This window comes from Paenibacillus planticolens, assembly GCF_013141725.1.
Lineage (GTDB): Bacteria > Bacillota > Bacilli > Paenibacillales > NBRC-103111 > Paenibacillus_E > Paenibacillus_E planticolens.
This window is the reverse complement of sequence record NZ_WHNZ01000042.1, coordinates 1-26259: the sequence shown is the minus strand read 5'-3', so window position 1 is coordinate 26259 and position 26259 is coordinate 1. Positions and strand designations below refer to the sequence as shown.

24 protein-coding genes are annotated in these 26259 nt (G+C 46.7%); 3 read left to right on the top strand and 21 right to left on the bottom strand.

Annotated features, from left to right (window positions below; translation table 11 throughout):
* Positions 1–15 precede the first annotated feature (15 nt).
* From GC097_RS19345 to GC097_RS19285, 13 genes are all read right to left on the bottom strand, one after another.
* Positions 16–999 (bottom strand): aldo/keto reductase, encoded by a 984-nt coding sequence (locus GC097_RS19345; RefSeq protein ID WP_171684949.1) that lies wholly within the window; start codon positions 997–999, stop codon positions 16–18.
* Between the two features lie 141 nt (positions 1000–1140).
* Positions 1141–1341 (bottom strand): CLC_0170 family protein, encoded by a 201-nt coding sequence (locus GC097_RS19340; RefSeq protein ID WP_171684948.1) that lies wholly within the window; start codon positions 1339–1341, stop codon positions 1141–1143.
* 12 nt (positions 1342–1353) lie between these two features.
* Positions 1354–2574: a Ger(x)C family spore germination protein gene (locus tag GC097_RS19335; RefSeq protein WP_171684947.1), complete on the bottom strand. Its 1221-nt coding sequence runs from the start codon at positions 2572–2574 to the stop codon at positions 1354–1356.
* Positions 2555–3670, bottom strand: a complete 1116-nt coding sequence (locus GC097_RS19330; RefSeq protein ID WP_171684946.1) for a GerAB/ArcD/ProY family transporter — start codon at positions 3668–3670, stop codon at positions 2555–2557. The genes GC097_RS19335 and GC097_RS19330 overlap by 20 nt, the downstream gene beginning before the upstream one ends.
* A complete protein-coding gene (locus GC097_RS19325) occupies positions 3618–5273 on the bottom strand; it encodes a spore germination protein (RefSeq protein WP_171685192.1) in 1656 nt (551 codons plus the stop codon). Before GC097_RS19325 ends, GC097_RS19330 begins: the two co-directional genes overlap by 53 nt.
* 217 nt (positions 5274–5490) lie before the next feature.
* Entirely contained in the window at positions 5491–6471 is a 981-nt protein-coding gene (locus tag GC097_RS19320) for a glycoside hydrolase family 43 protein (RefSeq protein ID WP_171684945.1), read from the bottom strand.
* Between the two features lie 124 nt (positions 6472–6595).
* Positions 6596–7336, bottom strand: a complete 741-nt coding sequence (locus GC097_RS19315) for a class I SAM-dependent methyltransferase (protein ID WP_171684944.1) — start codon at positions 7334–7336, stop codon at positions 6596–6598.
* A gap of 202 nt (positions 7337–7538) precedes the next feature.
* A complete protein-coding gene (locus tag GC097_RS19310; RefSeq protein WP_171684943.1) occupies positions 7539–7982 on the bottom strand; it encodes a carboxymuconolactone decarboxylase family protein in 444 nt (147 codons plus the stop codon).
* A gap of 73 nt (positions 7983–8055) precedes the next feature.
* Positions 8056–8973 (bottom strand): RNA polymerase sigma factor SigJ, encoded by a 918-nt coding sequence (gene sigJ / locus GC097_RS19305; RefSeq protein WP_246294346.1) that lies wholly within the window; start codon positions 8971–8973, stop codon positions 8056–8058.
* Positions 8974–9119: 146 nt separating this feature from the next.
* Entirely contained in the window at positions 9120–11261 is a 2142-nt protein-coding gene (locus GC097_RS19300; RefSeq protein ID WP_171684942.1) for a hypothetical protein, read from the bottom strand.
* A gap of 51 nt (positions 11262–11312) precedes the next feature.
* The gene (locus tag GC097_RS19295) at positions 11313–12491 is read right to left on the bottom strand and encodes an ABC transporter permease (RefSeq protein WP_171684941.1); all 1179 of its coding nucleotides are present in this window, start codon (positions 12489–12491) and stop codon (positions 11313–11315) included.
* Complete coding sequence (locus GC097_RS19290) at positions 12488–13210, bottom strand: ABC transporter ATP-binding protein (protein ID WP_216625823.1); 723 nt, start codon at positions 13208–13210, stop codon at positions 12488–12490. The genes GC097_RS19295 and GC097_RS19290 overlap by 4 nt, the downstream gene beginning before the upstream one ends.
* Positions 13211–13241: 31 nt before the next feature.
* Positions 13242–14927: a permuted SH3 domain-containing protein gene (locus GC097_RS19285; RefSeq protein WP_171684940.1), complete on the bottom strand. Its 1686-nt coding sequence runs from the start codon at positions 14925–14927 to the stop codon at positions 13242–13244.
* Positions 14928–15198: 271 nt separating this feature from the next.
* Between GC097_RS19285 and GC097_RS19280 the strand changes: the two genes are divergently transcribed.
* Positions 15199–15957 (top strand): DUF817 domain-containing protein, encoded by a 759-nt coding sequence (locus GC097_RS19280; protein ID WP_171685189.1) that lies wholly within the window; start codon positions 15199–15201, stop codon positions 15955–15957.
* Between the two features lie 333 nt (positions 15958–16290).
* On the opposite strand, the gene GC097_RS19275 is transcribed toward GC097_RS19280, so the two are convergent.
* The 8 genes from GC097_RS19275 to GC097_RS19240 all read right to left on the bottom strand — a co-directional run bounded on the left by GC097_RS19275 (position 16291) and on the right by GC097_RS19240 (position 24864).
* Positions 16291–16947 (bottom strand): YheC/YheD family protein, encoded by a 657-nt coding sequence (locus tag GC097_RS19275; RefSeq protein WP_171684939.1) that lies wholly within the window; start codon positions 16945–16947, stop codon positions 16291–16293.
* 186 nt (positions 16948–17133) lie between these two features.
* Positions 17134–18000 (bottom strand): VOC family protein, encoded by an 867-nt coding sequence (locus GC097_RS19270; RefSeq protein WP_171684938.1) that lies wholly within the window; start codon positions 17998–18000, stop codon positions 17134–17136.
* Positions 18001–18154: 154 nt separating this feature from the next.
* Positions 18155–19036 (bottom strand): MFS transporter, encoded by an 882-nt coding sequence (locus GC097_RS35045; protein WP_312875702.1) that lies wholly within the window; start codon positions 19034–19036, stop codon positions 18155–18157.
* Positions 19037–19042: 6 nt separating this feature from the next.
* A complete protein-coding gene (locus GC097_RS19260) occupies positions 19043–20476 on the bottom strand; it encodes an FAD-binding oxidoreductase (RefSeq protein WP_171684937.1) in 1434 nt (477 codons plus the stop codon).
* A 42-nt stretch (positions 20477–20518) separates the two neighbouring features.
* A complete protein-coding gene (locus GC097_RS19255) occupies positions 20519–21166 on the bottom strand; it encodes a zinc dependent phospholipase C family protein (RefSeq protein WP_171684936.1) in 648 nt (215 codons plus the stop codon).
* 143 nt (positions 21167–21309) lie between these two features.
* Positions 21310–21996, bottom strand: a complete 687-nt coding sequence (locus GC097_RS19250) for a GntR family transcriptional regulator (protein ID WP_246294345.1) — start codon at positions 21994–21996, stop codon at positions 21310–21312.
* 214 nt (positions 21997–22210) lie between these two features.
* A complete protein-coding gene (locus GC097_RS19245; protein ID WP_376768406.1) occupies positions 22211–23743 on the bottom strand; it encodes an MDR family MFS transporter in 1533 nt (510 codons plus the stop codon).
* 308 nt (positions 23744–24051) lie between these two features.
* A complete protein-coding gene (locus GC097_RS19240) occupies positions 24052–24864 on the bottom strand; it encodes an MBL fold metallo-hydrolase (RefSeq protein ID WP_171684934.1) in 813 nt (270 codons plus the stop codon).
* A gap of 194 nt (positions 24865–25058) precedes the next feature.
* On the opposite strand from GC097_RS19240, the gene GC097_RS19235 reads away from it, so the two are divergent.
* Entirely contained in the window at positions 25059–25538 is a 480-nt protein-coding gene (locus GC097_RS19235; RefSeq protein WP_171684933.1) for a C40 family peptidase, read from the top strand.
* Positions 25539–25721: 183 nt separating this feature from the next.
* Positions 25722–26066 (top strand): DUF1904 family protein, encoded by a 345-nt coding sequence (locus GC097_RS19230; RefSeq protein WP_171684932.1) that lies wholly within the window; start codon positions 25722–25724, stop codon positions 26064–26066.
* The last annotated feature ends 193 nt before the right edge of the window (positions 26067–26259 follow it).

Below are 26259 nucleotides of genomic sequence, written 5' to 3'. Positions count from 1 at the left end.
CACCATCACAATCGCTTAGTAAGGACCACGGATATATTCTTTCACTTTCTCCTCATAAAAAGCCTGGAGACGTTCCAGTTCTTCCACTTGAAAAGAAGGCGTCTGCGCAGTGCCTAAGTTGTCATTCACTTGCCGCTCGTTCTTGAAGCCGGGTATGATGCATGTAATGTGCGGGTTGTCCAAAATCCAACGCATGGAAGCCTGGGCCATGTTGCCGCGCCCTTCCGCAATCCATGCCAATTCCCTGGCCAGCTCCACTCCCTTCGTAAACGGCAAACCTGCGAACGTCTCACCTACATTGAACTGAGCGCCGTCCGCATTGAAATTCCGGTGATCGTCTGCAGCGAATGTGCTTGTTTCCGTGAATTTTCCGGTAAGCAAACCGCTTGCAAGCGGCAGTCTGACGAGAATCCCTACCCCTGCAGCATTCGCCTGCGGAAACAAAGACTCGGCCGGTTTTTGCCGGAACAGATTAAAAATCACTTGAAGCGCTTTCACACCAGGCATGCTCAGCGCAAATAAGCCTTCTTCCACTGTCTCTACACTGACGCCGTAATGGCGGATTTTACCTTCCGCTTTGAGTTTGTCCAGCACTTCAAAAACTTGTCCATCTTTCAGAATGGCAAGCGGCGGACAGTGAATTTGATAAAGATCGATACGTTCGCGGTTCAATCGCTTCAAACTGTTCTCACAATATTGGCGAACGGTTTCCTCCGAATACGTATGCGGATCGTGAATATCGCCTGCCCGGCAAAACTTTGTAGCTATGTAGATCTCGTCTTCTTTGCCTTTAGTCGCCTTTGCCAGCAGTTCTTCCGCATGCCCCGAGCCATAAACGTCGGCCGTATCAAAAAAGTTAACGCCTGCATCCATAGCCATGTTTAAGCCTTTTATGGCTTCCTCATCGTTAGCTTGACCCCAGCCCCCACCGATGGCCCATGTGCCAAAGCTAACTTCACTGATGCGAAGCTCCGTATCGCCAAGTTGACGGTATTTCATTTCTTAGTCTCCTCCTCGTCATTGCATCTTTGGTTTCAAAATGCAACGTGGTTATATTCTCCATATATATCCTGTTTCCCTTCTTCAGCCGGACGATCTGAACCACTTTACACCATATTTAATAAATCCCTAACCTCTTCCTTATTTCCAGAACCACTTCTCATACACCAAATAGCCAAAGTACGAAAGAACCCCCAACGATATATTTAACCACCCTGCAATGGTTGCCCCCTTCTTCTCTTTCAACATGCTCGCCTGTTTATAAATCTTCACATCGAAAATTAAGACGAGCCCTCCGGAGATCAGCAGCAGCAGAATCGTGTAATAATTAAAAGTGATCATGGGTCCTTCCCCCTACTTGGCTTTCGTCCCAATTCGTCTGATCTTTACACGCAAATTAACTTCAACGAACATCTCTTTGTACTGGTTTTGCCACTCTTGTTTCGTCATAATTTGCTTATTCCAGTAGGAGGACTGGGTACCCCGCACATATTCCCCAAAACCGAAAATGTCACTGCCTTCCTTTTGCGTCTGATGGATGAATTTTTCAAATCCTTGCTTGGCTTCTTTTTCAATTTGCTTTTCTAGTTCCGCCAGATTTTCCTTTGTAACACGAAACTTCTCATTCGACTTCTCCTGAAAGTCTCCCTCGATCTGACAAGTAACCGTCGCGTATACTTTACCGTCCTTGATCTTAGTCGAAATCCTTGATCTCCGGTGGGTTGTTGTAAAAATGACCAATGTATCTGTACCTGGTATTTTTTGTAGAGCACTATAGCCTCCGGGATTAATCTGTTTGATTGCCATGTAATGGCCTATCTGCAGGGCTGTCGTGTGTCCAACCATTTTATCGTTTTTAAAATAGGCCATTCCGGCAAGTTCGATGTTCGATTCCTTCTTTAATTCCAAAAGAGGAAGCGCTCCTTCCTGCCCTTTGGCAGAGCTGGCACTGAAAAAAACGCCTAAGAATATATTAGGCAGTTTGCCCATCTCTCTCGCGTGCTCCAAAGTGGCAAGCAAATATAACGTTGGGACACGTTCCAATTGAGGTGTGGCATGCATAATGTCCGCTGCCTTCCCTTTGGAGACAACCATCCATACGGTTCTTCTGACTTGCGGCTGGCGCCGGAAGAAATCATTTTCGTTTGCGATACCTTTTCTGGCCACAGCCTCCGAAATCACAATAACCCGCAAATGACCATAGAATAAACGGTCTGCGAGCTGCTGCTGCAGGTTCATTAGGGAATCGTCAATGGTTTTGCCAACACTGGTTAAAACCCAGATCGGTTTTTGATTGGGTGATGAACTGCCGGGTCCTCCGCCTGTGCCTAGCGGAATACGCCCTGGAACGGCAATTTGGACTGTGATGCGAATAAGATCCTTGTTCGCTCCCGCGCTGCTATTTAATAAATGCGTAGCATTGCTGCTTTCCTTCGCCTCGCTAGGGTTTGCTTCATCAATTCCGATGGCCAGAACGACAGCCCGATCTTCAATTTCCAAACGATCCCAGCAGCCTGTCAGCAGCGGGGCTATCAACGAGAAAACAAGAATCTGTTTAATCAGATTTTGCCACAAGTTGATCCCCCCGACCTTTTTTCTTGCGAATCATAGCTACAATAAGTAGTACACAAGGATAAAAAATTGTGATAACTAATCCCCAGCGGCCGACAAGTTGAATGATTTGATACATTTGAAGAACGTTTTGGGGAAACATCGCGAGAACATAAATGAAAGGAACGAGAAAAAATGAGAACATCTTGTGATCACGCATCCGAAACAGTTGGCCTATGAAGTAAATGGTTGAATAGTGAGAAGACAACAAAGTCGTAAAAACTCCGGTAACCCATATGGCAAGAAAAGCGCCATCTAAACGCTCCAGAATATTGGCAGGCAATGAAGTCGTTTTGGCTAACTCCAAAGTTGGCCAAACTAATTTCTTGATTTCCTCCGCCCCAAATACGCCAACTGTGGCAATTACGATCAATGTATATAAGGAGCCGGCTATTACCATGCCAATAACGCCGGCAAGCATCGCCTTCTCCGGCCTTCTCATTGCAGGAATGACGATTGTCATAACAAATGAGCCTTGAAATAAGGCGGCCATCGTAAGTATTCCCCCATGCATACCGTTCGGTTCGTTCCCCCATAGAGGCAGCAGGTTGATTAGTTGCGCGTTCTTAAGTGAGAGCACAACGATCAACAATCCGGGAAATAAGATAATTGGGAAATAGAAATGATGTAAATATGTAAAGGTCGTAATATCCGCGCGAGAAGAAACTGCCGCCAGCAGCAGCATCACAATAACCGTTACTTCCAGAGGAGTTTTCGTCAATACGGAAGTAACGACGACTTCGCCAAATTCACGCGAAGCGAGCGCAGTAATTAAGCAAAAGAACGCGATGATCATAACGCTAAATAGTCCAGCCATCCATTTGCCGATCAGATCCTGGCTGTACTCAATAATGGATTGTGAAGGAAAACGCATACCTAGTTTGGTTAAAAACCAAAATCCTAATAAAGCAAGTAAAAAGCCGAGTAAAGTGATAAGCGGCGCCCCGGAATCGGCTGATTTGACGGCAAAAAGAGAAAGAGCCAACACGCCAACCCCAACGATTGTGCTAATCAGTATGATCGCCGCTTGAATGACTGTGATCTGACGAGGCTGCTCCATCCATTTCGTTCCTCCTTGTGTTTCCAACTTTCAAAGGGTCTAGCGTGTTGTTGTGCGCTGCTTCACTCATTTCTTGCGAAAATTTCCCCAGACGGGTGTCGTTAGGCGTGTGCAATTGAGCCGGACGCTTCGGCATGGACCATAGAGGCAGCCGCGCCAGTGTGTCTTTCATCCCCTGAAAATTGCCCGGGACGATCGGACTCAAGTAAGGAACGCCGAATGATTTCAAGGACAGCATGTGGTTGGCGATTAAAATTAACCCGATCATAACCCCATACAAGCCGAAGATGCCTGACAAAATGACCAGCGGAAAGCGCAGCAGCCTAAGAGCTAAAGCCGCGTTGTAAGCCGGTGTGGCAAAAGAACCGATCGTCGTTAAAGCAATGATGACGACCGTAATTGGAGAGATAAATCCTGCCGCTACGGCTGCCTGTCCGACAACCAGCACACCTACGATGGAAAGGGCTCCGCCTACTTGCTGCGGCAATCGCAGCGTAGCTTCCCTTAGCACTTCCATGGATACCTCCATGATCAGAACCTCAATGACAGAGGGGAATGGCACGCCAGCTCTTCCGCCTGCTACCGCCACCGCGAACTCCGTTGGGATAAGCTCCGGATTGAAGGAGATAAGCGCCACATACAGCGATGGGAAAATCAGCGAGAAGACCAACGCGACTAAGCGCGCAAGCCGTATGAAGCTGACGAGGAGATACCGCTCTGAATAATCCTCTACCGTTTGGTAAAATTGACTAAATACAGTTGGCAAAATCAGAGCAAACGGAGACCCGTCAACAAGCAGCACCACTCTGCCTTCCAGCAGATTGGAAACGGCTTTATCTGGCCGCTCGGTATTTTGGATCTGCGGGAACGGAGAGATATGGTTATCCTCGATAAATTGTTCTAAATATCCTGCATCCAGAAGTCCATCGATATCAATCAATGATAATCGTCTAAACACCTCTTCGACGAGAGCAGGATTAACGATGCCATCTACGTAGCAGAGAGCCACTTTGGATTTGGTGACACGCCCGATTCGAATCGTTTTTATCCTAAAATCCGGAGTCGGGAGCCGATAGCGAAGCAGAGCCAAATTCGTACCTAACAATTCAATAAAGCCTTCACGCGCGCCCCTGATCACTTGTTCGGTTTCCGGCTGCGTGATTGCCCGCTTGTCGACATGGCGCGTACTGAAGATAAACGCTTCCTCTAGTCCATCAACAAGAAGGACGGTATTTCCTTCTACAATGGTTTGAACGATTTCAATGATCTGTAATTCCGTTCTCCCTTCAGAAGCATACAGCGTATCGTTCAGTAGAAACTCTCTCATGGTGCGGCTATCAGTTTTCGAATCATCGCTGGAGGTCGTTGACATCAAAGGCCTCATAATATGATCATTCAAAGTTTGTTTATCAATTAAGTCAGCGAAATAAAGAACCGCTGCCGGACGCTCATCGCATATACGAATTCGGCGTATGATGAAATCGTCATTTTCGCCTAATACGTTTTGAATGATGCTCATCGTCTCTTCAAGCTGGCGGCTGACGTTCATCTCTTGGTTCTGTTCCAAAAACTGATGGGCTGGCGGTTCATTCTTCGGTATCATCCGAGCCTGCTGACTTGGGGAACTTTGTCTTGACCTTCGCTTATACGATTGCCAAATGGTCATCCGAATTCGCCCCCTGTACCTGTTCCCATTCATTTCCTTCCTCGTATTTTTATCCAAATTTGAGATTCTATGCATCAAGGATCAACGACACAAATAAAAGCTGCCCCCTCTGGTCTTTCCAGACCTTTGGGAGCAGCTCTCTGATACCGCTTGCTTATTTATATGGATCAATCGTTTGAATCGTGCCGTCTGCGTTATACGTCAGCTCTGTATATTTGACGCAGCGTTTGTGGTTAACTCCATCCGATAATGAACAATCATGATAAAATAAATACCATTTATCCTCGAACTGCACGATAGAGTGATGCGTTGTCCACCCGATTACAGGGGTAAGTATTTTGCCTTTGAAAACATATGGTCCTTGAGGGTGCTCGCTCATCGCATAAACGAGACAGTGCGTAGTCCCCGTAGAATACGACAGATAGTAGTATCCATTGTATTTATGAACCCAAGGCCCTTCGAAATATCTTCTGTCTTCATCACCCGCAAGAATTGGATTACCCTCTTCATCCACGATCTTGATTTCTAGCGGCTCATCTTTAAATGTGAGCATATCGTCGCTGAGTTCCGCTACCCTAGGTCCTAGAGCAGGTTCATGCTCGGCAGGTCCTGTCGCCTCTGGAAGAAAGGACCCAGTTTGCCATTTCTCAAGCTGGCCGCCCCAAAGTCCGCCAAAGTAAATATAGGCTTTGTTATCATCATCGATGAACACAGCAGGATCAATGCTGAAACTGCCGGGAATATAATTTTCTTGCGGAGTAAAAGGACCTGCCGGGGTTGAGCTTGTGGCAACGCCAAGTCTGAAAATATGGTCTTTATCGCGAGCTGGGAAAAAGAGATAGTACGTATTATTTTTATACGCTGCATCCGGTGCCCATAGCTGCTGCTTCGCCCATGGAATGTCCCTCAGGTGCAAAGCCTCCCCATGGTCAATACATGGAGAATTAAAATCATCCAAGGATAGAATATGATAATCTTCCATTGCGTACTGGTCGCCATTGTCATTAGAAGGTCCATCATGATCAAGATCATGGGAAGGGTAAATGTAAATTTTTCCCTCGAATACGTGGGCAGATGGATCAGCCGTATAAATATGTGTAACTAACGGTTCTTTAGGTTGTACAGGCTTATTCATGTCCATTTTCTCCTTGGTCAACTTAGTTTGTTTAATGTATAAACTTATAAGTCTAATTATAACCAAGTTAGCCCAACAATCAAGAAGATTATGCATATGGACATAATGCTAAGAGTAGTTGATCTTATTTGCTATTTTTGACTGCTGCTATCAATAGAAAAATAGGACGTCTGGTTTCGTCGCGCATTGCGGGATATTTGTCCAAAGCTTCCTGTGTAGGTTGGGGCTCCGACAGTCTTTGCAAGCTGAAGCCAGCATCGATTAGCGCATTCAAATAAGTGGCAACCGTTCTATGGTATTTGACAACGTCGCTATCCAGGAATCTTGCCTGCCTGCGGCCTTCGCTTTGGTAGCTGTCAACCGGCCAGTGCAATCGTTCGCCCTGTGGTCCATAATACCAATCTTGCTCCGCGCGTGAAGTAAAAATGGGATGCTCAACCGAAAGAATAAAGCTGCCGCCCTCGGCTAGGCAATGGTGAACCTTATGACAAAGCTCGTCGAAGTGCTCAACATAATGGATGGCAAGAGAGGAGATCACCACATCGAATTCTCCCGCGGCAAAATCGATGTCTTCAATCGCGAGCCTGCGGTAAGCAATCGCTGAATCATCCGTCAATTCTTTTGCACGCTCCAGCATTTTTTCGGAAAGATCCACGCCTACGACGGTACGAGCACCCATTTCGCGAGCGTACCGGCAGTGCCAGCCATAACCGCAGCCGAGATCGAGCACGGCTTTCCCTGAAAGCTCAGGCAGCAGCGCACGAAGTGCGGGCCACTCCCCCGCAGCGTCCAATCCTCCGATCGAGCGTGCCATTTGGCTGTATTTTTCAAAAAATCCAAGATCGTCATATTTGTTTTCTTTCATATCGCTTCATGTCTCCTAACTGTCTCGTTTTTTGGCAATATGAATCTATCTTACTATGAATTAGGAACTGAATCATGCTTTTGGGCACGTTGCACTACAAAATAAAAACGAGACGGCCTTTTCGGACGTCTCGCATACATTCACACACCGTCTCAGCTGCTGAGACGGCCTTTTTCACCCTCTCGCGGCAGTGAGAGGCTTCTTACATACATCCAGGGAACATGCCGGTCGAGATCGCGATGCGATTCCAAGCATTGATCGTATTAATGGCCATGATGAGCGTCACGTATTCCCGTTCGTCAAAATGCTCGCGAACTCGGTCATATACCTCGTGAGGAACACCTTGTACGGAAATGTTCGTTACCGTTTCCGTAAGCTCCAGTACCGCTTTCTCGCGCTCCGAGTAGATCGGAGCTTCCCGCCAAACGCTAATCAGATTAATCCGCTGATTCGTTTCGCCTAAATTGCTGAGATCCCGGGTATGCATATCAAGACAGAACGCGCAGCCGTTGATTTGGGATGCTCTAATTTTGATAAGCTCGTATAGGATAGGGTCCAATCCGCTCGTTTTCATGAAACCTTCAAGCTTATACATCGTTTGCAAAGCCTCAGGATTTGCCTTGCTATAATTGAATCTTACTTCCATGTGAATCTCCTCCAAAGTGGTTAATTTGACTTCTCGCTTATAAGACAAAATAGCTTGGAGTTTTGTGACACGTTTACAAAAAAGATTCGAGTTTTTCTAGTTTATCCGGGTTCACAATCAGATAAACCTCTAACGCTTGCTGCTGCCCGGCATACCAATGAAAACTAATGATCTTCACAGGTTTCCGCTCCTGGATAAGCACAAGACCCGTCTGACCGTTTATGTCCAGCAGCCGCCAATCTCCTTGCAGCGCCCCTTTGGCCGCGATTCCTTCGAGAAAAGCTTGAATCCGCTCTTTGCCGAAAATCGGCTTGAGCGCTGCCCGCTTTTTCCCCCCGCCATCGGAAACCAGCACCGCATCGTTTGTTAGCATAGAAACGAAATTCTTAAAATCTCCTGTATTCACCGCACGCAAATACAGCTGAGCAAGAGGCTCTGTATCGCCTGTCAATTGAGCGGGAGCCTCTCCTCCGCTTCCGATTTTAAGCTTTGCGCGGCTGTAAATTTTGCGGCAATTGTGTTCGGTCTTCTGCAGCATTTCAGCGACCTCGCCATATTCGTAGCCAAGCACTTCTCTCAGCACAAATACAGCCCGCTCCATAGCTGACAGCTTTTGCAAAAGGACCAGAAACGCATAATTGACGGTTTCTTCTTGTTCAAGCCGGTCTAAAGGATTATGGCCGATCTCGTGGACCTGCGGCTCTGGCAGCCAAGGACCGATATATAACTCTCGCTGCTTGCGCGCAGATTTCAGCTCGTTCAAGCAGCGGTTGGTCACCATTTTAACTAAATACGATTTCATATTGGTGATATGCTCTGTGTCCATCGTTTGCAGCGAAATAAACATTTCCTGCAGAATGTCCTCGCTATCTGAGACTGAGCCTAGCATTCGGTAGGCAACAGAGAATAACAGTTTTTTATAGGTCCGATAATACTCCTCCATGCCAACGTTACTCTCCGGTATGGTTTGGTGCACTGCTTCCTGATTCATAATTATCCTCTCATTTCCTTTGCAGCATCCTCTATGTTGTATTCATACCATATCGTGATTAAGCCTGTAAAGGCTGACAGACTAACGCAAGAAAAACAAAACAACGCCTATATGCAGAAAGCATACAGGCGCTTCAAAGGAATTTATTAATGGAATTGCTTGATCAGGCGCTTAGCCGTTCCGTTAGGAGTCTCAATGACTTCGTACATGTTAACGACAACACCTGAGTCAATTTGCTCGTCTTTCAGCCCGCTGACGACAACTTTTTGCTTGCCACTGGTCAGTTTGCCGGTTCCGACTAATGTGGACGTTTGAGTGCCCACGATGCGACCGAGAGAATCAATCATGTCGAATTCAATTTTGGAGAAGTTTGAGTCAATGATGACCTGATCCTCATGTGTGATATCAAGATCAAGATTTAATTGATACGAATAAGTGCCGTTATTATAAAGCCAGCTGATCGAATCGCTATTCACTTTCAAGGAGAATGGATACAGGTCAAGCTTATCGCTGTCTTCGTCCTTCTGCAGAGCAACCTGATACGTTCCGATCGATACCTTACCTTCGGAAACCGATTTATCATCGTAGATGTTCAGCGCAAAAGCTCCATCGTCCTCTGTTTTGCTATTCGGCAGCAGATAGGAATAACTAACAACATAAGAGCTGCCCGGCGTGAGCTGTGCCGCGACTGAACTCTGACGCGTTCCCGTATAGGAATTGCCGCTGCTGTCCAGCAGCTCGTTCTGTAGTTCAGGAAGCGCAATCGTGCTGGTGCCGTTATTCGTAATTTTGTACTTGGCGATGGCCGTTTTGTAGCCTAGATCGTCGTTCTCATGCGCGTGAAGCTCAACAAGCGAAACATCCACATTTTTGTTCACTGCAGCATTGTCGCTAAAATTCAGCTTGCTTCCTAGTGTATAGTTCGCAGCTGTCGTGAAGCCGTTTTGGGCTTCGACCGCCCCTTTAAGCAGGAACACGGCAACAGGCATTTGGCCTGTCGTCCCGGTGCTTGTATCGGCATTCGTCGATGTGCTCGTGCCGGTGGATCCGGAAGACGTTGTTGAACCGCCGGAGCTCGCGGATGTCTTCTCCCAGAGGACAAGCTGCGCCGTGTTGGGATCTGAACCGGCAGGCAGAACCGCGTTGAAATAATACGTCGTCGTTTCATTTGGTGCCAAATACGCATTGCGGGCCGTATTATCGGCAGCCGTCAAAGCCGTGCCTGAATCGCCGACTTGGTACGCGGCAAAGAACGAAGGAACTGCGGCCGCCTCTTTTCCATCATTGCTTAGCGTAACGATCGTTTGCACATGAACGCCATCGGCTTGCTTGGTGTATTTGGTTGAGTTGGCTTTGACTGTCATTTGCTCGCCCGACTGCTGACCGCCGTATACCTGCTTCGTATCTAACGCAGTTGTTTGAAGGGAAGTACCCAGACTCATGTTCCCCAGTGTCACATCTTCACTTTGGTTTACATAATAAAATTCCAGCGATACCCCCGACATCGCCATCTGCTTGGAGATCGGCGTTTTCAACGTTAACGTATCCGACTCGTTCGGGAGGAACGTTGTGCCTGATCCATTTGCAATCGCTGAGGTATATTTCAACCCACTGGCATCCACTAATCGGAACTGAAGTCCTGCCGGCAGCTTAACGGAGCTGGATCCAAGGTTTTTGGCGGACAATTGCGTATACAGATACCATTTGCCATTCTCTGAAACCCGAACACTTTGCCCTAACTGGAACGCAAGCGAAGAATCATTCGCAAGTGTGGTGTCGATAGTTCGAAGATTAATAATTTCTTCCGGCACGCCCACTTGACCATCGCCAAGTGCAGAACTTACAGGCAGTTGGCCGAGATGATTCATAAAATCAGCTTGCCCCGCATCCCAGCGGAAGACATCAATCTTCAGCTGATCTGCAGATTCCCCTTCACCCAAATTGGCATAGAAGCGAAAGCTCGCATCTTGACCTGGAAGGACACTCGCGCTCTTCTTTTCGCTCATTTTGGCCGTATAACTGTGCCCGGACGTATCTGTAACCCGCACGCCGTATTGATTGAAGTCTATCGCTTTTGCGTCTCCATTATGTAAGGATACGGCAAACTGAAGCGATGAAGACGAAAGCGCAGCTTGGCTTAATGTAAAATAGGAAGACGACGAGATATAAACCGCTTCCCCTGCCGCGTGAGCCGCCCCGGTGGGTAAAGAGGCAGCGGCTATGCTGCCGGTTAGAAACAGAGCTAATGTTGTATGCTTCAAAGAAATCGATGTTAATTTGCGGATCATGATGTTTTACCTCCCGTAGCTTTTAATAGTAAACAAGTCATTCTGCAGTCACTAATCATAACGAAGGGCATCGATTGGCTTTAATTTGGAAGCTTTGTTGGCCGGATATAATCCGAAGATGACGCCAACTAAGGCTGAGAATAAGAATGCATATAAGCCTACGTTGATTGAAAGACTGGTAGCCTGGCTCGGATTGATATAGGGCCACGCGAGCGATAACGCTACGCCAACAACTAAACCGATGAATCCGCCCATGCCGCTAATTAACGTCGCTTCCACCAGGAACTGCAGCAAAATATTCCGGCGCTTGGCACCAATGGATTTGCGAATCCCAATCTCTCTGGTTCTTTCGCTTACCGTCACAAGCATAATGTTCATGATGCCGATACCGCCTACCAAAAGGGATATCGCGGCTACGGCTACTAACTGATTCGTTAGCGTGCTGGACGCAGTTTGCTTGGCGCTGATCAATTCGGAGGAATTGAAAATGTTGAATCCTGACGTGCTTTTGAATTTGCTCGTTAAATATCTTTCCAGCACGGCCTGCACCCTGCTTACGTCATCGCCGCTAGCTGCTTCGACGTAAGCAGTTCGAATGGATCCAAGTTTAAAATCTCTGCTCATTGTCGGCAACGGCACAATAACCGAGCTGTCTAACGACGTCCCGCTTGTATTGGAACCTTTGCTTTTCAAAACGCCGATAATCGTGTACATGTAGCCGTTGACATTAATTTCTTCATTGATTGGATCGTCCTTGCCAAAAAACTTCGCCGCCACGTCGGTTCCAATCACCGCCACGTGATTGCGATAGTCCAAATCCGCTTGGGCGAGAAAACGGCCGCTGCCGATCTCTCCCTTTTGCATGCTCAAATAACGGTCATTGGTACCTAGCACATTATACGTTTCCGTAGTGCGTTCATATTTGATGCTGGTACTGTTCCTGGTCATCGTCGGCGCAATCCCGCTGATCCCGGATGTGCCCTCCAGATCCATGATTTCTTCATATTTCAGTTGAGTTGCACGGCCATTGCCTAGCAAGTTAACGGTCAGCAGGTTCGTGCCTAGCCCCTCATACTGCTTTTCAATCGATTTGGAGGTACCCTGCCCGATGGAGACGAGCGTAATGACCGAGCTCACCCCAATAATGACGCCGAGCATCGTCAGAACCGTCCTGAGCGGATTGGATCGTACTGTGGCCATGGCCATTTGGAAAAGCTCCCAAGGTCTCATAGCGAAACCGCCTCCTCCGCTTGCGGAATCAGCAACCGGTCATTGCGTACGTCTTTGATAATCTCGCCATCCCGAAGCGTAACGACACGCTTGGCATGATCTGCGATATGATTGTCGTGCGTAATCAAGACAATGGTGTTGCCCTGCTGATTGAGCTCCTGAATTAACTCCAGCACTTCAATCCCTGTTTTGGAATCCAAAGCGCCCGTAGGCTCATCCGCCAATATCAGTGAAGGCGATATCGCTAACGCTCTCGCAATCGCCACCCTTTGCTGCTGTCCGCCGGAGAGCTCGCTAGGTTTGTGGTGTCCGCGCTGGCCCATACCCAATTTCTCCAGCATGCGCTGCGCTTGTTCTCTGCGCTGTTTGGCGGGAATGCCCGCATAAATCATTGGCAACTCCACATTTTCGATGGCAGATAGCCGGGGGAGCAGGTTGAATTGTTGGAAAATAAAGCCGATTTTCCGGTTTCGCAGTTCGGCAAGACCGTTGTCGGACATCTTCTCGGTAGCGACGCCGTCGAGCGAGTACGTGCCGGAAGTCGGAACATCGAGCAGCCCGATGGTATTCATCAGTGTGGATTTCCCCGATCCGCTGGGACCGATAATAGCAACAAAGTCACTTTTTGCAATATGCAGCGTGATCCCTTTCAGAATCTGCAATTCTTCTTCCCCGCGGGCGTAGCTTTTGGTGATTCCCGTTAATTCAATAATATTCATCCGACTCGCTCCATTCCTCGATGCTTATAGGTCATTGACGCGAACCTCCACCGCCTTGACCGCCTTGGAAGCCGCCACCACCGCTACCACCTTGGAAGCCACCGCCACCGCCACCAAAACCGCCTTGGAAGCCGCCTTGCATCATTTGCTGCTGGTTCGTTGTCGTGGTTGCTTTCCGTGTCGGCATGACCACTTCGTCGCCTTCTACCAAACCACTCACAATCTCAACCTGTGTTTTACTGCGAATACCGGTCTTGATTTCATGCTGCTCTTCCACGGTGCCGTCCGCTTTCTTCAATGCAACGGTTGACTTGCCTTTCGTCGTTGTAATCGCCTGAATCGGCACGACCAGAATGTCCTTCTTATCTTGGATGAAAATTTCAGCCGTAGCCGTCATAGCATATTTGAGGTCACTCGCTGCCGTGTTCGGAATGGAAACGACCGCATCATACGTCGTCACTCCGTTCGAGGTGGTCCCTACATTGGAGACCGAAGTCACTTCGCCATCGAAGGATTTGCCCGAAATCGCATCAACCTTCACGACAGCTTTCTGCCCCACCTTCACACTGGTTAAATCCAGCTCATCCACGGCAATGGCCAGCTGCATCGTACTTAAGCTCGCTACCGCCCCTAACGTCGTATTGGCATTAATTTGCGCGCCAACAGGATAGTTACGAAGCACATTGCTTTTACTATTGGCAAAATCCGCCGAGAACACGCCGTCAAAAGGCGCCGTGATCGTCAATTGATTCACCTTTTGCTGCGCATCGTCCACTTTGATTTTCTGGCTGTCGATAGCTGCTTGCTTGCTGATTATGTTTTGCTGGAGGTCATCGTTAAATAATCCCGCAATGAGTTCCCCTTGCTTTACCGTATCTCCGTCTTTAAACTTCAAGCTTTTGATCGTTCCGCTAGCTTCTGAAAAAATAGGCGATGTGCGCACATAATCTAACGCAGCTTGCTCTGTTGACTCTACTTTGTCGTCACCGGTGCCGATGCTGCCTTTCACCTTCAAGCCTGAAGAGAGCGTCCCGTCATTGGTAACGAGAACTTCGACATCCACGATTTTATTTCCATTCGCATCGGCCTTCATGTCGTGGGAAACGGTTGAAACCGTTCCAATCTTAGAAAGCAAATACCCGTCAACCGTCAGCTCAACGTTATCGCCTTTCTGCAATTGAACCGCTTCTTGAAGCGGAAACGGCAGCTTGACTTTGAATTGCGAAGTGTCGGAGATCGTTCCGATCTTCGTCGTTTTATTCACCTGACTGCCCACATCCAAATTGGATGCTAGCGTAAGCTTTCCGCTCATCGAAGCGGATATGCTCATATGGTTCTGTTCGCCTTGCAGCTCAGCGAGCTCCTTCTCCAGCTGCTGAAGACTCACTTGTGCTTCTTTAAGGTTCGTTTCGGTAGATGGGACGGACAGCTCTACGAGCACGTCGCCCTTCTTAACCGCTTGATTTTGCGTCAAATTCATCGTTTTAATGATGGCATCCACGGGAATGACAATGTTTTGCTTATCTTTGGCATCCAGCTGCGAAGTTCCCGATATGGATGAAGAGATCGAGCCTTTCGTCACCTTCATTGCCGATTGCTGCCCGGATGCGGCGACTGCAGGCTTCGCCTTACCATGTATGTAATAATAAGTTCCTGCCCCGCACAGCATCGCAGCCACAACAATGATGATCCATTTCTTTTTCCGATTCATGCTCATTGATAATTCCCCTTTCCCATGTACCAAGACCACGATTGTCTTCGTCATATCCAACCTACAAGTAGCAGTTTAAGGGGCGTGACTGAATCCATACTGAGCGGTGGCTGAAAGAAAGTTGAATGCCAACTTAACGTTTGCTGAAAATGGAAATGAAAGGTATCAAAACATGAATGCAATCATTTGAACAAAACTCAGCTTATAGAAGTCAAATCTTTCATTAGCATGGATATACGGCATATAAGAAGTATCAAGAGGTGAAAAAAACATGAACATGCATTTGAAACAATTAAGCATTTTTACATACCATGCAGCGTTGTCTTGCATTTTTCCTGTAGGCATTTTTGTAACACTTGCTTTAAGCAAGTTGATATCGATACCCGGCCTTCCGCGGTATGATTTTATTCTAGCTGGCTGCCTTCTTCTGCAAGCTTTTATGTACTTCAGCAAACTTGAAACCAAAGATGAATTAAAAGTAATCTGTGTCTTTCACATTATTGGCATAATGCTCGAGCTGTTCAAAGTACATATGGGATCATGGAGCTATCCTGAGGAAGCGTATAGCAAATGGTTCGGCGTTCCTCTCTACAGCGGCTTTATGTACGCGAGCGTAGCAAGTTATATTTGTCAAGCATGGCGGAGGATGGAGCTTTCCTTGCACGCCTACCCGCCAAAATGGATAACTGTTCCATTCGGAGCTTGTATTTATCTTAATTTCTTTACCCATCACTTCATCTTCGATGTGAGATATTTGTTAATTGTATTGCTTTGTTTTCTCTTCTACAGCTCAAAAGTTAGATTTAAGCTTGCACAGATCAGCTATTCGATGCCGCTTGTGGTGTCCTTTTTATGTACTGGTTTTTTCATTTGGATTGCTGAAAATATCGCCACTTATTTCGGCGCTTGGCGGTATCCGAATCAAGACCATGCCTGGCATTTCGTACATCCGACCAAAATTGTGGCCTGGTTCTTGCTTGTGATCGTTTCCTTTGTCATCGTAGCTGAATTGAAAAGAATCAAAACAAAACAATAAAAATAAATAAGCTATCCCAGTCATTTCTATGACTTGTGGGATAGCCTTTTGGGCTGTTATGCTTCTGCGCTCAAATTAAGGAAAAATTTCCCTCTAAATGGACTGCAAAGGAGCGTCAGATCCATTTAGCTGGAAAAACTCCCTCTATTCGCATCAATTCCGTGAAAATCTACTACATCCGGTCATAGTAACGGGAGGTTTTCCTTCTAAATTCTCTGAAAGGTCAACATTCGAGCAATTTAGCGGGAGATTTTCCAGTTATTTCACTCGCTTTCTTCGTAAAGCTTGGATCCACACGTCTGGAAATGATCCGTGCTGCCCATTTCGCTGTATTTAGTGGGGTTTCGTATTCACTTCAAAAATCCAAACGCTTCCCCTTTTATCGATGCCAAAATCGTAGCCCAGCATGCCGATGCCCGGAAATTTTGACTCTAGCAGCATCGTGCACGTTCGGGATACGCCTACCATCGTGTCTATTTTGGATTTGACCAGCGATGCCGGGAACGTCCGTCCAACGGCATATCTGCCTCTCAATTGCGTACCCCCTTGACACAGGTTCGTGACAAAAAGTCCCGGACGGGCTAGTCGGCCAACAACCGCTCGAATCTGCCAATGACGTCCGACTTTTGCCAGCTTGACCCGGTAGTCGACAGGCCGACCATCGATGGTGGCTAAATTAATGCCCTGTTGAATCATCAACGGACGGTTCTGACGAATCCGGTTAATGACCTGCAGCAGTTCACTCCAGCTGCGATAGATTTTTTTTGTTCCCGCGTTATGCAGCAGAAAGCCGTTCCCTGCTCTTTGGATTTTCATTACACGGTTGCCCCCGGTTCCAACGATCGGCTTTGCCACGACAAATTGATATTGACGCAACATCGCTGCAAGGTTCTCCGCACTATAACGACGCATCGCTGGAATATGTTTGGCGACTCCGGAATGCTGCAGCAGGACTGCGAACTTCGACCATTTACTAGCAACCATACGCATGAGAATCTCCTCCTCTGTCCATGCCTTCCTTTATGCTACAGTATGCCTGGTTCCCCGGAAGGGAAACGGACAATCTGGCACTATTCCTAAAATAGGTTGCCTCTGACCTCTCGCCAAGAGCACCGGGCCTATAAAAAAGAAGCAGGCTGCAGGATCTCTCCGGCATCTGCTTCTACTTATATTTTTCTATTTTTCGTAAACAAGCCTCAATTGAATGCCGGAAGGATCCGTTACCATTGCTGCATCGTCAATATCCGTCGTCTGTACGCCTGCTAGCTTCAACCGATCAACAGCCTCATTGCGTGTTTGCCTATTGGGGAAAACAAGGGTGTAATAACTAAGACCTGTTCCGTTGGCAGGCCGCGACGGCGCCTCTTCGCCTGCCCAAACGTTTAGTCCGATGTGATGATGATATCCGCCGGCGGAGATGAATAAAGCTCTCATCGTCTCCCTTGCATCTGCCACCACATCGAAGCCAAGAAGATCGCAGTAAAACACTTTGGACTGCTGCAAGTTTTTAACATGGAAATGGATATGTCCCATCGTTGTTCCGACAGGCAAACCGCTCCAAGACGTGCCTTCCGCTTCGCGCAGCAAGCCGTCCCAGTCGATCGGATCAGAGGCCATCATATAATTACCGTCCGCATCGCGGCGCCATGTGCTTCTAGGCCGATCGCAATAAATTTCAATCCCGTTATGATCCGGATCTGTGATGTATAGCGCTTCGCTGACTAAATGATCCGCTTGACCGATATGAATGCCGGATTTGATCAAATTATTCAAGCTAAGACCGAGATCTTTGCGTGTCGGCAGCAAAATCGCGAAATGATACAGCCCGGCCGACGATCTGCGGGGAGTGATCCGTGCGTCTGCAATCTCTTCCAGCAGTAGAAAGGGCTGGGCGCCGTCAACAGTTAATTCGGCAGTCGAAGCGTTATATTTTCCTAGGCGCAGCCCAACGATCTCTTGATAGAAGCGCATAGAACGCTCTAAATTTGAAACATATAATTTTACGATGCCTAACTTTATATCCGAAGGTAATGTCGTGGACATTGGAAAATCCCCCTTTTTGCTTACTATTTGTAATTAAGTTTAGTAAAGTTATTTAATTACGTCAAGTTTCGTTTGTTGGTGGTATTCCTAGATCTCTGATGTTTGAATTTCATGCATTGGAATTTTATACTCGGTAAAACACCACATAAAATAATCATCGCAACAACCCAATCGCCTCTCTCAACATTTCTCCTGTCTCAGCCAAACGTCCAGCTGCATTCGAGCTATCTGCCGGTTCCTGCCATGCAAACCCGTCCTCCTTATATCGCGGAAAAATATGCATGTGGTAATGCGTTAAATCATTAAATATACCGCCGTTTTGTATCATCGTTATGCCATCAGGGCGGAAAATATCCTTCAGCGCTTTCGCTAATTTGGCCGAAGTCAGCATAATCTCAATGGCTGTGCTCTCATCCAAATCATCAACATCTGCATAATGTTGTTTCGGTAGGATTAATATATGCCCCTCATTTAGTGGAGCGTGATCAAGAAGGCATGTAACCGCCTCAGTTTCATAAACAATGTGAGCCTCAAGCCTGTTATTAGCTAATCTGCAGCCAAGACATGGATCGTCCAGCACGTCACTCCCTCCTCTTCCTTGCCCGCCAAGGATCACAGCGAAGCCTGAAGCGACCGACGTCCAAAAGTGGAAATTCCCAATTACAGGCCCGCGCTCGCCCTTCTCTGTATAATCGGCCAACAACAGGCGTTCGCTCATTTTTTGCATCGCATTGCAAACGCCCATCAGAAGCTGCAAAGCGAGTACCCAAGAGTAACTTGTTATCCAAGGGAAGATCAGCATAGCAGCCATCATGCCCACCGAGCTCCAAGTCAGCAGCCGTATCCCGTGGCGATCCAGTCTCGAACCCAGCCATTGCGACACAGCCGCTGAACTAATCGTGAAGACGGCAAATGCAAGCCCGTATTTCGAGTAGCTGTTGCCGAGATTTTTGAGAAACAATAAATAATAAGGATAAATCATCCCTGCTGCCAACGTCACGATACTTTGTGAACGAATGAGCCATTTTGTATCCATGACTGCTTACTCCCCTTTGTAATCCGTGTAAAAATAGTTCATGAAGACATGGTCTGGATCGTACTGCTCTTTCTTTTGAAAAAACTCCGCGTACCTCGGGTAGACAGTACGAAATTGATCAAGTCTCGGATAAGCGATGTACGGCAAATAATACGATCCTTGATGCTCAATCACGCGATCAAGCACCTTCTGGATACCTGAGCGCACACGATCCTGACCAACTTTTGACAATGGAACATTAAACAGACAAACAAGCGCGAACATATCGTCCGTCGCATAAGAGAGCGCTGCTTCCTCATCGTGGTTGACATAACGCACCGTAATGTTCAGCAGATTTAATTTCTCCGTTTGCAGCACAGTCCTCATATCGTCGACAAAACCAGCGAATTCTTTGACCGGAATGAAATATTCCTGCAAAATATCATTGCTCCCCGCATGGCGATACTCCATAAACTGAGATTCCGAACGCATAGCGTTATTGCGCGTTATTAACTTTCCTTCCTGCTGGGCAAAAAGCGGCTTTTGCAGCTGCCACAGCACCTTTTTCCCCCAATCGAACGTACGGTTCAAATTGAACATCAGCTTGGCGATGATCACTCCGTCTTCTCTCGTTGTCAACCGGTCATTCCTTTCCAGCGGAACGGAACTCTCTTCTACATAATTCAAAGCATACATATCCTTCAGAAAATTGTCAGGCTCTACCGATATACGCGCAATATGCAGACGAATATCAGGATTCGCCTTCACCTGCTCCTCAAAATAACCGCTGTACGAACTAACGTTCATCTGATCGAATCGCAGCTTATACATTTCGTTGTCAGTCAATGAAAGCGTTACGTCAAGAATAATTCCGAATAAACCATAACCACCGATTGCGAGTTCAAAAAGCTCAGCGTTCTCATTTCGACTCACGTTAACGATACGTCCATCTGCGGGAAGCAGGCGAAACGCTTCAACGCTTTTAATAAGCGATCCGTTTCGGATATCCCGGCCATGCGCATTCACGCTAAGCGATCCACCGATCGTGAAAATGTTTTGCGACTGCATCGTTTTCACTGCCAACCCATACGGGTTGACGTAATCTTGCAAGTCTTTCCAAGTCGCTCCTGCCTCAATACGAATCCGCTTCTGCTGCGGCTCGAAAGACAGCACTCTGTTGAATGAAGTCATGTCAATGACGACGCTGTCTTTGTAAAACGTATGCCCTCCTTGACTATGCCGCTGTCCGGCAATGGAGACCGTTAAATGCTGCTCCCGGGCTTCCCGCAAAATATTTCGTAGTTGCTCTTCCTCACGGCCTTTAACTACACTTGCAACTTTAACTGGATGCAGTCGACTGTAATCTGTGATGAGGTAGGGGTCCTGATCCGACGAATCGTTCTGCACATAATTAACGACACACAAGGCTGTGAGAAGAAAAAGAGCGATCCATTTTTTCATTGCAGCTGCTTGCTCCTATTCTTCTCGTATTCATCTAATCCATTAGTTCGCATCCTTATCCCACTCGTGAATTAATTCCCTAAGCTCACGAACAGTCCGCGCTATAAACTCACTTACAATTTGATCCGTTATGTATCTTGGCAAAATGCGCGGTTCTTGTGACTCATCTCTTAAGTTTCTTACGACGCGCTCGCCATACTGTTTGATTTCGCTTTCTGCCAGTAAAGCATTCACCGCGAATGGTGCAGCAAGCAGAACGGATGTCAGTACCCTGTCCGTCCAGTTCTCACTTCTGCACAGGTTATACTCGATTTGAGCGACTTCCCGATTATATATGCTCTTTACTTGTCCATGCGGGCCCTCACATTCATGATTAAGCTTGTCCACAAAATCAGTCCAAACCCTCTGCGTCCACCTGAGATCTGTATAGAGATGTGAAACATATCCCAGCATGAACTGCCTATATGCATAATCATCGCTCATTGAGTTTTTGTAAAAATCATGTAAAACCGCTAGAGTCGGCATAGTACCGTCTTCTTCGCATAAATGTGTGCGCCCCTTGTCTTGCCTCGTTGCCTCTTCTCGCATATGAATCGCATCCGGCGCAACGCTGCCCAACAAAAACTCAGGCGAAGGATGGTGATCAAACAATTGCTCTGCTATGCTAAAATGCACCATTGGCCACGGCATCTTCATCTCTCCCCCATATTCAGAATTGTCATATATATCCTTTTGACGATTTTAACACGAATTTAGGTAAAAAAAGCCCCCAAAAACTTTGGATAAAGTTCTTGGAGGCTTTTGCTTATCATGGGTAGATCAATGAAACGGACTTACTTAAAAAAGGAGGGATATTTCAACCGAAGCTCTTCCTTTTCGAAACTGACCCGACCCAAATGCTCGCCCATCGCTTTCTCAGCTTCGTCGGGATTTTTCTCGCGGATAGCCCGCGTAATGGCTTGATGTTCGGATAGTATAATTTGCCAATCGTAATTCACGGCTAATCGCAGAAAGCGGATTCGATTATAATGGGTGCTGAGCTGCTGCAGTAAGTTCCAAGTCCGGTATTTGCCGCAGCCAACGATGATTGTTTTATGAAACTCTTCGTCCAGTTCAAATAATCGTTCGTAATTATTCCCCTCGACGCAAAGTTCTTGGAGCGAGATCAGATTATGCAGCTGCATCACTTGCTCGGCATTCAGCATCTCGCATGCCTGCCGAATGATTGCACGTTCCATCGTCTCCCTTACGAATCTTGATTCCTCGACCAGCGCAAGATCGATCAGCGAAATGAACGAACCTTTTTGCGGAATAGTCTCAATCAATTCCTCTTGCGACAGCTTGACGAAAGCTTCCCGGATCGGGGCGCGGCTAACCTGCAGCATTTCGACGACTTCTTTCTCGGAAATAAAACGGCCGGGCTCCAGTTTAAGCTCCATAATATTACGCTTTAGGGTATTATGGACATAGTCGCGGACTAGTCCTTTCGCGTCTCGTGAAGCATCCATTCTTATGTTCATCGTTCTTGTGACCCTCCTAAAGGGGCTCAACTACTACTACGACGTACGAGCCAAAAAATCGTTTCAATACCTCGGACTAGTATTACTAGTAATACTAAATTGATTATATATGCCATTGTAAGGGTTTGCAACCCCTTATTTTTCAAATATTTCACAGTCCTATGGCAAAAAAAAGCCTAAGAACCGTTATGAACCGGCTCTTAGGCTTTTGAGCTCACACATTTGCTCCCGAATTAACGGCAGACGGTGTTGAAGGAATCTCATCTTTGGACGTTAAAACTTCTTTCTTCATGATCCAAGTCACAAGAAAAGCAACGATCGCGAAGCCGATACTAATTGCAAAGATGTGCTGGAAGGCTTCGGAGAAAACCAGCTTGATCTGCAGCAGTAAATCTGCGGAAAGACCCTTCGGGATGCCTCCGTTCATGATTGTCTCGCTAGTGCCAACGGGAAATTGACCGGATAAGCCGTGGATGCCGCCGGTAATATTCCTGGAAAGGAGACTGCCAAAAATACTAAAGCCCAGCGTCGTTCCAATAGCCTGAAACAATTGAACGGTCGCCACGCCTACACCGCTATGCTCCTTGCTCACGGATTCCTGAACGATCAGATTATCAGAGCCGAATAAGACCCCAATCCCAAGCCCCATAATGAAAAAGGAGACGATGATATACCATACTGTCGTATCCACATGAATGCGTGACAGCATAATAAAACTGGCGATCGGAAACACGAATGAGACAAGAAATAGATGCTTATAAGGAATCTTCGTAATGAGATTTCCGCAAATCACACTCGCCGGAATTGCCCCGACCATAAATGCAAGCGACAAGTAGCCGGAAGCTGTCGGAGTCAAGCCCATGACATTTTGAGCGAAGAACGGGAATCCGGACATCCCGCTCATAATGCCCAGCATCGTTACAAATACAATAACGGAAAGCACGACTACAGAACGGTTTTTGAACAGGACTAGAGGAATGATGGGCTCCTTGGCTTTCGCTTCGATACGTACAAAGAGGACGATAAGCACCAGGGATAACGCCAGCAGACTAATAATGACCGGAGAAGCCCAGGTGTAGCCTTTTACATCGATTAAGACAGGAGCCAGCAGCAGCGATAACATAGCAAGAACCAAAGTGATGGCGCCAGCCCAATCAATCGATTGTCTCTCCGCACGCATCGACTCGCGCAGACCTTTGGATACGAAGATGGCCGAAGTTATGCCGACTGGAATGTTGATGAGGAAAATCCAATGCCAACTCACATGACTGACAAAATATCCGCCGACCGTCGGCCCAAGCAGCTGCGGCAATATTAATAACGGACCGACCAGACTTTGTACTTTCGCCCGCTGCCCCAGAGGGAACGTATCTCCGATAATAACCATGCCCAGCGGCATGAGTCCGCCTGCGCCAATGCCTTGAATGCCTCTGCCGATCAGCAGCATGGTCATTGAACCGGATGTACCGCAAATGACTGAACCGGCTAAAAACAGTGCGACGCAGCTCAAGTATATTTTCTTTCGACCGTAAATATCGGCGAGTTTGCCGAAAATAGGCATGAACATCGTAATCGAGAGCATGTAAATGCCCGCTACCCAACCGTATAGCGAAAGTCCGTGCAGCTCACGAATGATGGTTGGCATTGCCGTGGACACGACGGTTTGGTCCAATTCGGAGAACACCAGGCCTAACAGAAGGCCGATTAAGATCAGTTTTTTGTTATTCCCTTGCTTATTCAATTGCACACCTCATCTTTTCAAAATGATTTGAAATCCATACGCTTATCTTACCTTCGCATATGAACTCAATCATCCGACTTGAGGATTTATAAGTTCTCCGTCTTCAGACGGAATTTCAACTTGGTAAACTTGAAGACTTCTCCCAGCAAGCAAAGCAAATTAGGCTTTTATCCTCCAAAACAATGCCGTCAAGAAACCCTTCCCGACAATAAATCTTTTTCCCGCAAGTTTTACAAAGACCAACAAATTCCTGCATACTATGCCCTCCGACTGTGATCGTTAGTAAATGCCTTCCACGTATTGAGGATGTTTGCTCAATATTCGCGTTTCATAATACTCACGTTTTCCTTATGGCATTCTTCGGTAAAGGAGGACAGGAAGGCATGTTCTTGATACAGGGCCTCCAGCGCAGCTTCGTCGTTCGCAATAACGGACTTCCTAAGTCGTTTCAAATAGTCCGACGCTAAATCCAGACGTCTCTTCATTTCTTCTGGCTCCGTTGTTACTGCGCCATGTCCAGGAATTAATAGCCGAACAGGATGCTTCTCAAGCATCATGGCGCATTTTTCAAGTGTTTGCGTATAGGCCTTCGCACTCTGATAAATAAACGGAAGTTCAAAATTCGACAAATAATCCCCTGCAATCAAGATACCGAGTGGTTCAAAGACCGTCATCAAACCATCAGCTGTATGACCGGGCGCGTGGTAGAAAGTCAACGTTGCGTCTCCCAGATGAAGCTGTTGACCATCTTCTTGGATCACAATATCCAGCTCCGGAAACTGGATGGGATAGTTCCTTACGATATAGTTTTGGTTGTCAAAATCCCGGATAAGCTTCAGTTTATGCTCTTTCTTAGGGTGATTGTGAAGCTCCAGACTTCCTATCGTTTTCGCATTCGGAAATGCTTGATAGCCGATAATATGATCGAAATCGCCATGGGTAAAAAGAAGATAAATCTCCCGCTCCCCATTGATCGTATTGACATGCTGTTGGATGGCTTCAATTTCATTCGGCAACCAATTCGGGTCAACAATAAGAATCATTTCTTTGGTTTGAATTACCGTCGAAGTGGTTTGATATAGTGCGCTCTGGAACACAGTAACGTGTTCATTTTGATATTGAATCATGATGGTTCAGTCCTTCTTTCTAGCAGCTGTTTCGTTCATCTTATAATAATCTTCCATGAATTCACAACAATTACCTTGGCTAATATCCCCACGTGACCCAGCAATCAACTAAAGCTCCCTATGATTTTCTATGGTACAGTTATCCCATAAAAACTTCATACTACCAAATTTGGAATAAGGATGTGTTGTCAGCAATGAAAAAACTAGTTATTTCCACCTCGGTAGCGCTTTCCGTTCTATTCTCAACTGTTGGGATGTCCTTACCGACTTCTGCCTCTGCACAAGAGATTTATGCGACGAATGGCCATAAGTTTGTGAATACCGCCAAATCATATATCGGCAAAGTCACTTACCGTTTCGGCACAAGAGATCCGCAGCATCTGACATTTGATTGCTCCGCATTTACACAATTTGTGTTCCAAAAAAATGGCGTAAATCTCCCGTGGGGCTCAAAAGCTCAAACAAGCTTCGGCACCAAAGTTCCTAGCAAAGATCAATTAGCCATTGGCGATCTTGTGATGTTCAGTGTGAGCAAGCCTGGTCAAATCGACCATGTAGGGATTTACGTTGGCGACGGTAATTTTATAAGCAATACCAAAAGTTCCGGTGTGGTCATTACATCTTTGAACACAGGTTACTGGAGTACTCGCTACATAACAGCTAGGCATTACTAGCATTTGCACCACTAATAAAGAGAGTTCGAGGATATCTTCCTCTGAACTCTCTCCTTTTTTTTGCCTCTTGATCATACCTATCTAGATCCGAGAATGATTTCATCTAAATTTGGGTTTGCTTTTACGTTCACTTTTCAATAGAATAAATAAATTCGCTAACAACTTTGCAAAGAAGGAATCAGCATGCCGTTTCTCCGTTTTAAAGGATTTCAGCAAGACTTCGTTTCTTCGATTTCGACCGATGTGATTCAGGAGTTTTCAAGGATAACAGGCGTTTTGCCGCAAAAAGTCAAAATCGAGCTTCTGCTTGTGGAACAGTTAAACAATTCGCCGCAGTCCCTGGAAATCCTCATGTTCCCAAGAGATCAGGAAATGCATGACCGCATTGCACAAGAAATGAACAACCTGTTGGCCGCGCATGGCTTTGGCGAGGTTCATATCTTTTTTATCCTATTGTCCCCTCATTTGTATTACAAAGAAGGACAACCTTTGAAGTCCAGCCTCGAAGAGCCGATTTCGCTGACATAACGGTCAAAAAATGATAGGCTGTCCCAACCTGTGGGACAGCCTTTTGTGCTGTTAGGCTTCTGTGATCGAAATAGAGGGAAAAGTTCCCTCTAATTTATCTGCAGAAGCCTGTCAGATCCATTTAACAGGAAAACCTCCCTCTATTTGCGCCATAATCGTGAGATTTCACGAAAGCCGCTCCAATTAACGGGAG

Coding starts and splice junctions, on each gene's coding strand:
- GC097_RS19345 (WP_171684949.1), bottom strand. CDS start 999: ATGAAATACCGTCAACTTGGCGATACGGAGCTTCGCATCAGTGAAGTT.
- GC097_RS19340 (WP_171684948.1), bottom strand. CDS start 1,341: ATGATCACTTTTAATTATTACACGATTCTGCTGCTGCTGATCTCCGGA.
- GC097_RS19330 (WP_171684946.1), bottom strand. CDS start 3,670: ATGGAGCAGCCTCGTCAGATCACAGTCATTCAAGCGGCGATCATACTG.
- GC097_RS19325 (WP_171685192.1), bottom strand. CDS start 5,273: ATGATACCGAAGAATGAACCGCCAGCCCATCAGTTTTTGGAACAGAAC.
- GC097_RS19320 (WP_171684945.1), bottom strand. CDS start 6,471: ATGAATAAGCCTGTACAACCTAAAGAACCGTTAGTTACACATATTTAT.
- GC097_RS19315 (WP_171684944.1), bottom strand. CDS start 7,336: ATGAAAGAAAACAAATATGACGATCTTGGATTTTTTGAAAAATACAGC.
- GC097_RS19310 (WP_171684943.1), bottom strand. CDS start 7,982: ATGGAAGTAAGATTCAATTATAGCAAGGCAAATCCTGAGGCTTTGCAA.
- sigJ (WP_246294346.1), bottom strand. CDS start 8,973: ATGAATCAGGAAGCAGTGCACCAAACCATACCGGAGAGTAACGTTGGC.
- GC097_RS19300 (WP_171684942.1), bottom strand. CDS start 11,261: ATGATCCGCAAATTAACATCGATTTCTTTGAAGCATACAACATTAGCT.
- GC097_RS19295 (WP_171684941.1), bottom strand. CDS start 12,491: ATGAGACCTTGGGAGCTTTTCCAAATGGCCATGGCCACAGTACGATCC.
- GC097_RS19290 (WP_216625823.1), bottom strand. CDS start 13,210: ATGAATATTATTGAATTAACGGGAATCACCAAAAGCTACGCCCGCGGG.
- GC097_RS19285 (WP_171684940.1), bottom strand. CDS start 14,927: ATGAGCATGAATCGGAAAAAGAAATGGATCATCATTGTTGTGGCTGCG.
- GC097_RS19280 (WP_171685189.1), top strand. CDS start 15,199: ATGCATTTGAAACAATTAAGCATTTTTACATACCATGCAGCGTTGTCT.
- GC097_RS19275 (WP_171684939.1), bottom strand. CDS start 16,947: ATGCGTATGGTTGCTAGTAAATGGTCGAAGTTCGCAGTCCTGCTGCAG.
- GC097_RS19270 (WP_171684938.1), bottom strand. CDS start 18,000: ATGTCCACGACATTACCTTCGGATATAAAGTTAGGCATCGTAAAATTA.
- GC097_RS35045 (WP_312875702.1), bottom strand. CDS start 19,036: ATGGATACAAAATGGCTCATTCGTTCACAAAGTATCGTGACGTTGGCA.
- GC097_RS19260 (WP_171684937.1), bottom strand. CDS start 20,476: ATGAAAAAATGGATCGCTCTTTTTCTTCTCACAGCCTTGTGTGTCGTT.
- GC097_RS19255 (WP_171684936.1), bottom strand. CDS start 21,166: ATGCCGTGGCCAATGGTGCATTTTAGCATAGCAGAGCAATTGTTTGAT.
- GC097_RS19250 (WP_246294345.1), bottom strand. CDS start 21,996: ATGAACATAAGAATGGATGCTTCACGAGACGCGAAAGGACTAGTCCGC.
- GC097_RS19240 (WP_171684934.1), bottom strand. CDS start 24,864: ATGATTCAATATCAAAATGAACACGTTACTGTGTTCCAGAGCGCACTA.
- GC097_RS19235 (WP_171684933.1), top strand. CDS start 25,059: ATGAAAAAACTAGTTATTTCCACCTCGGTAGCGCTTTCCGTTCTATTC.
- GC097_RS19230 (WP_171684932.1), top strand. CDS start 25,722: ATGCCGTTTCTCCGTTTTAAAGGATTTCAGCAAGACTTCGTTTCTTCG.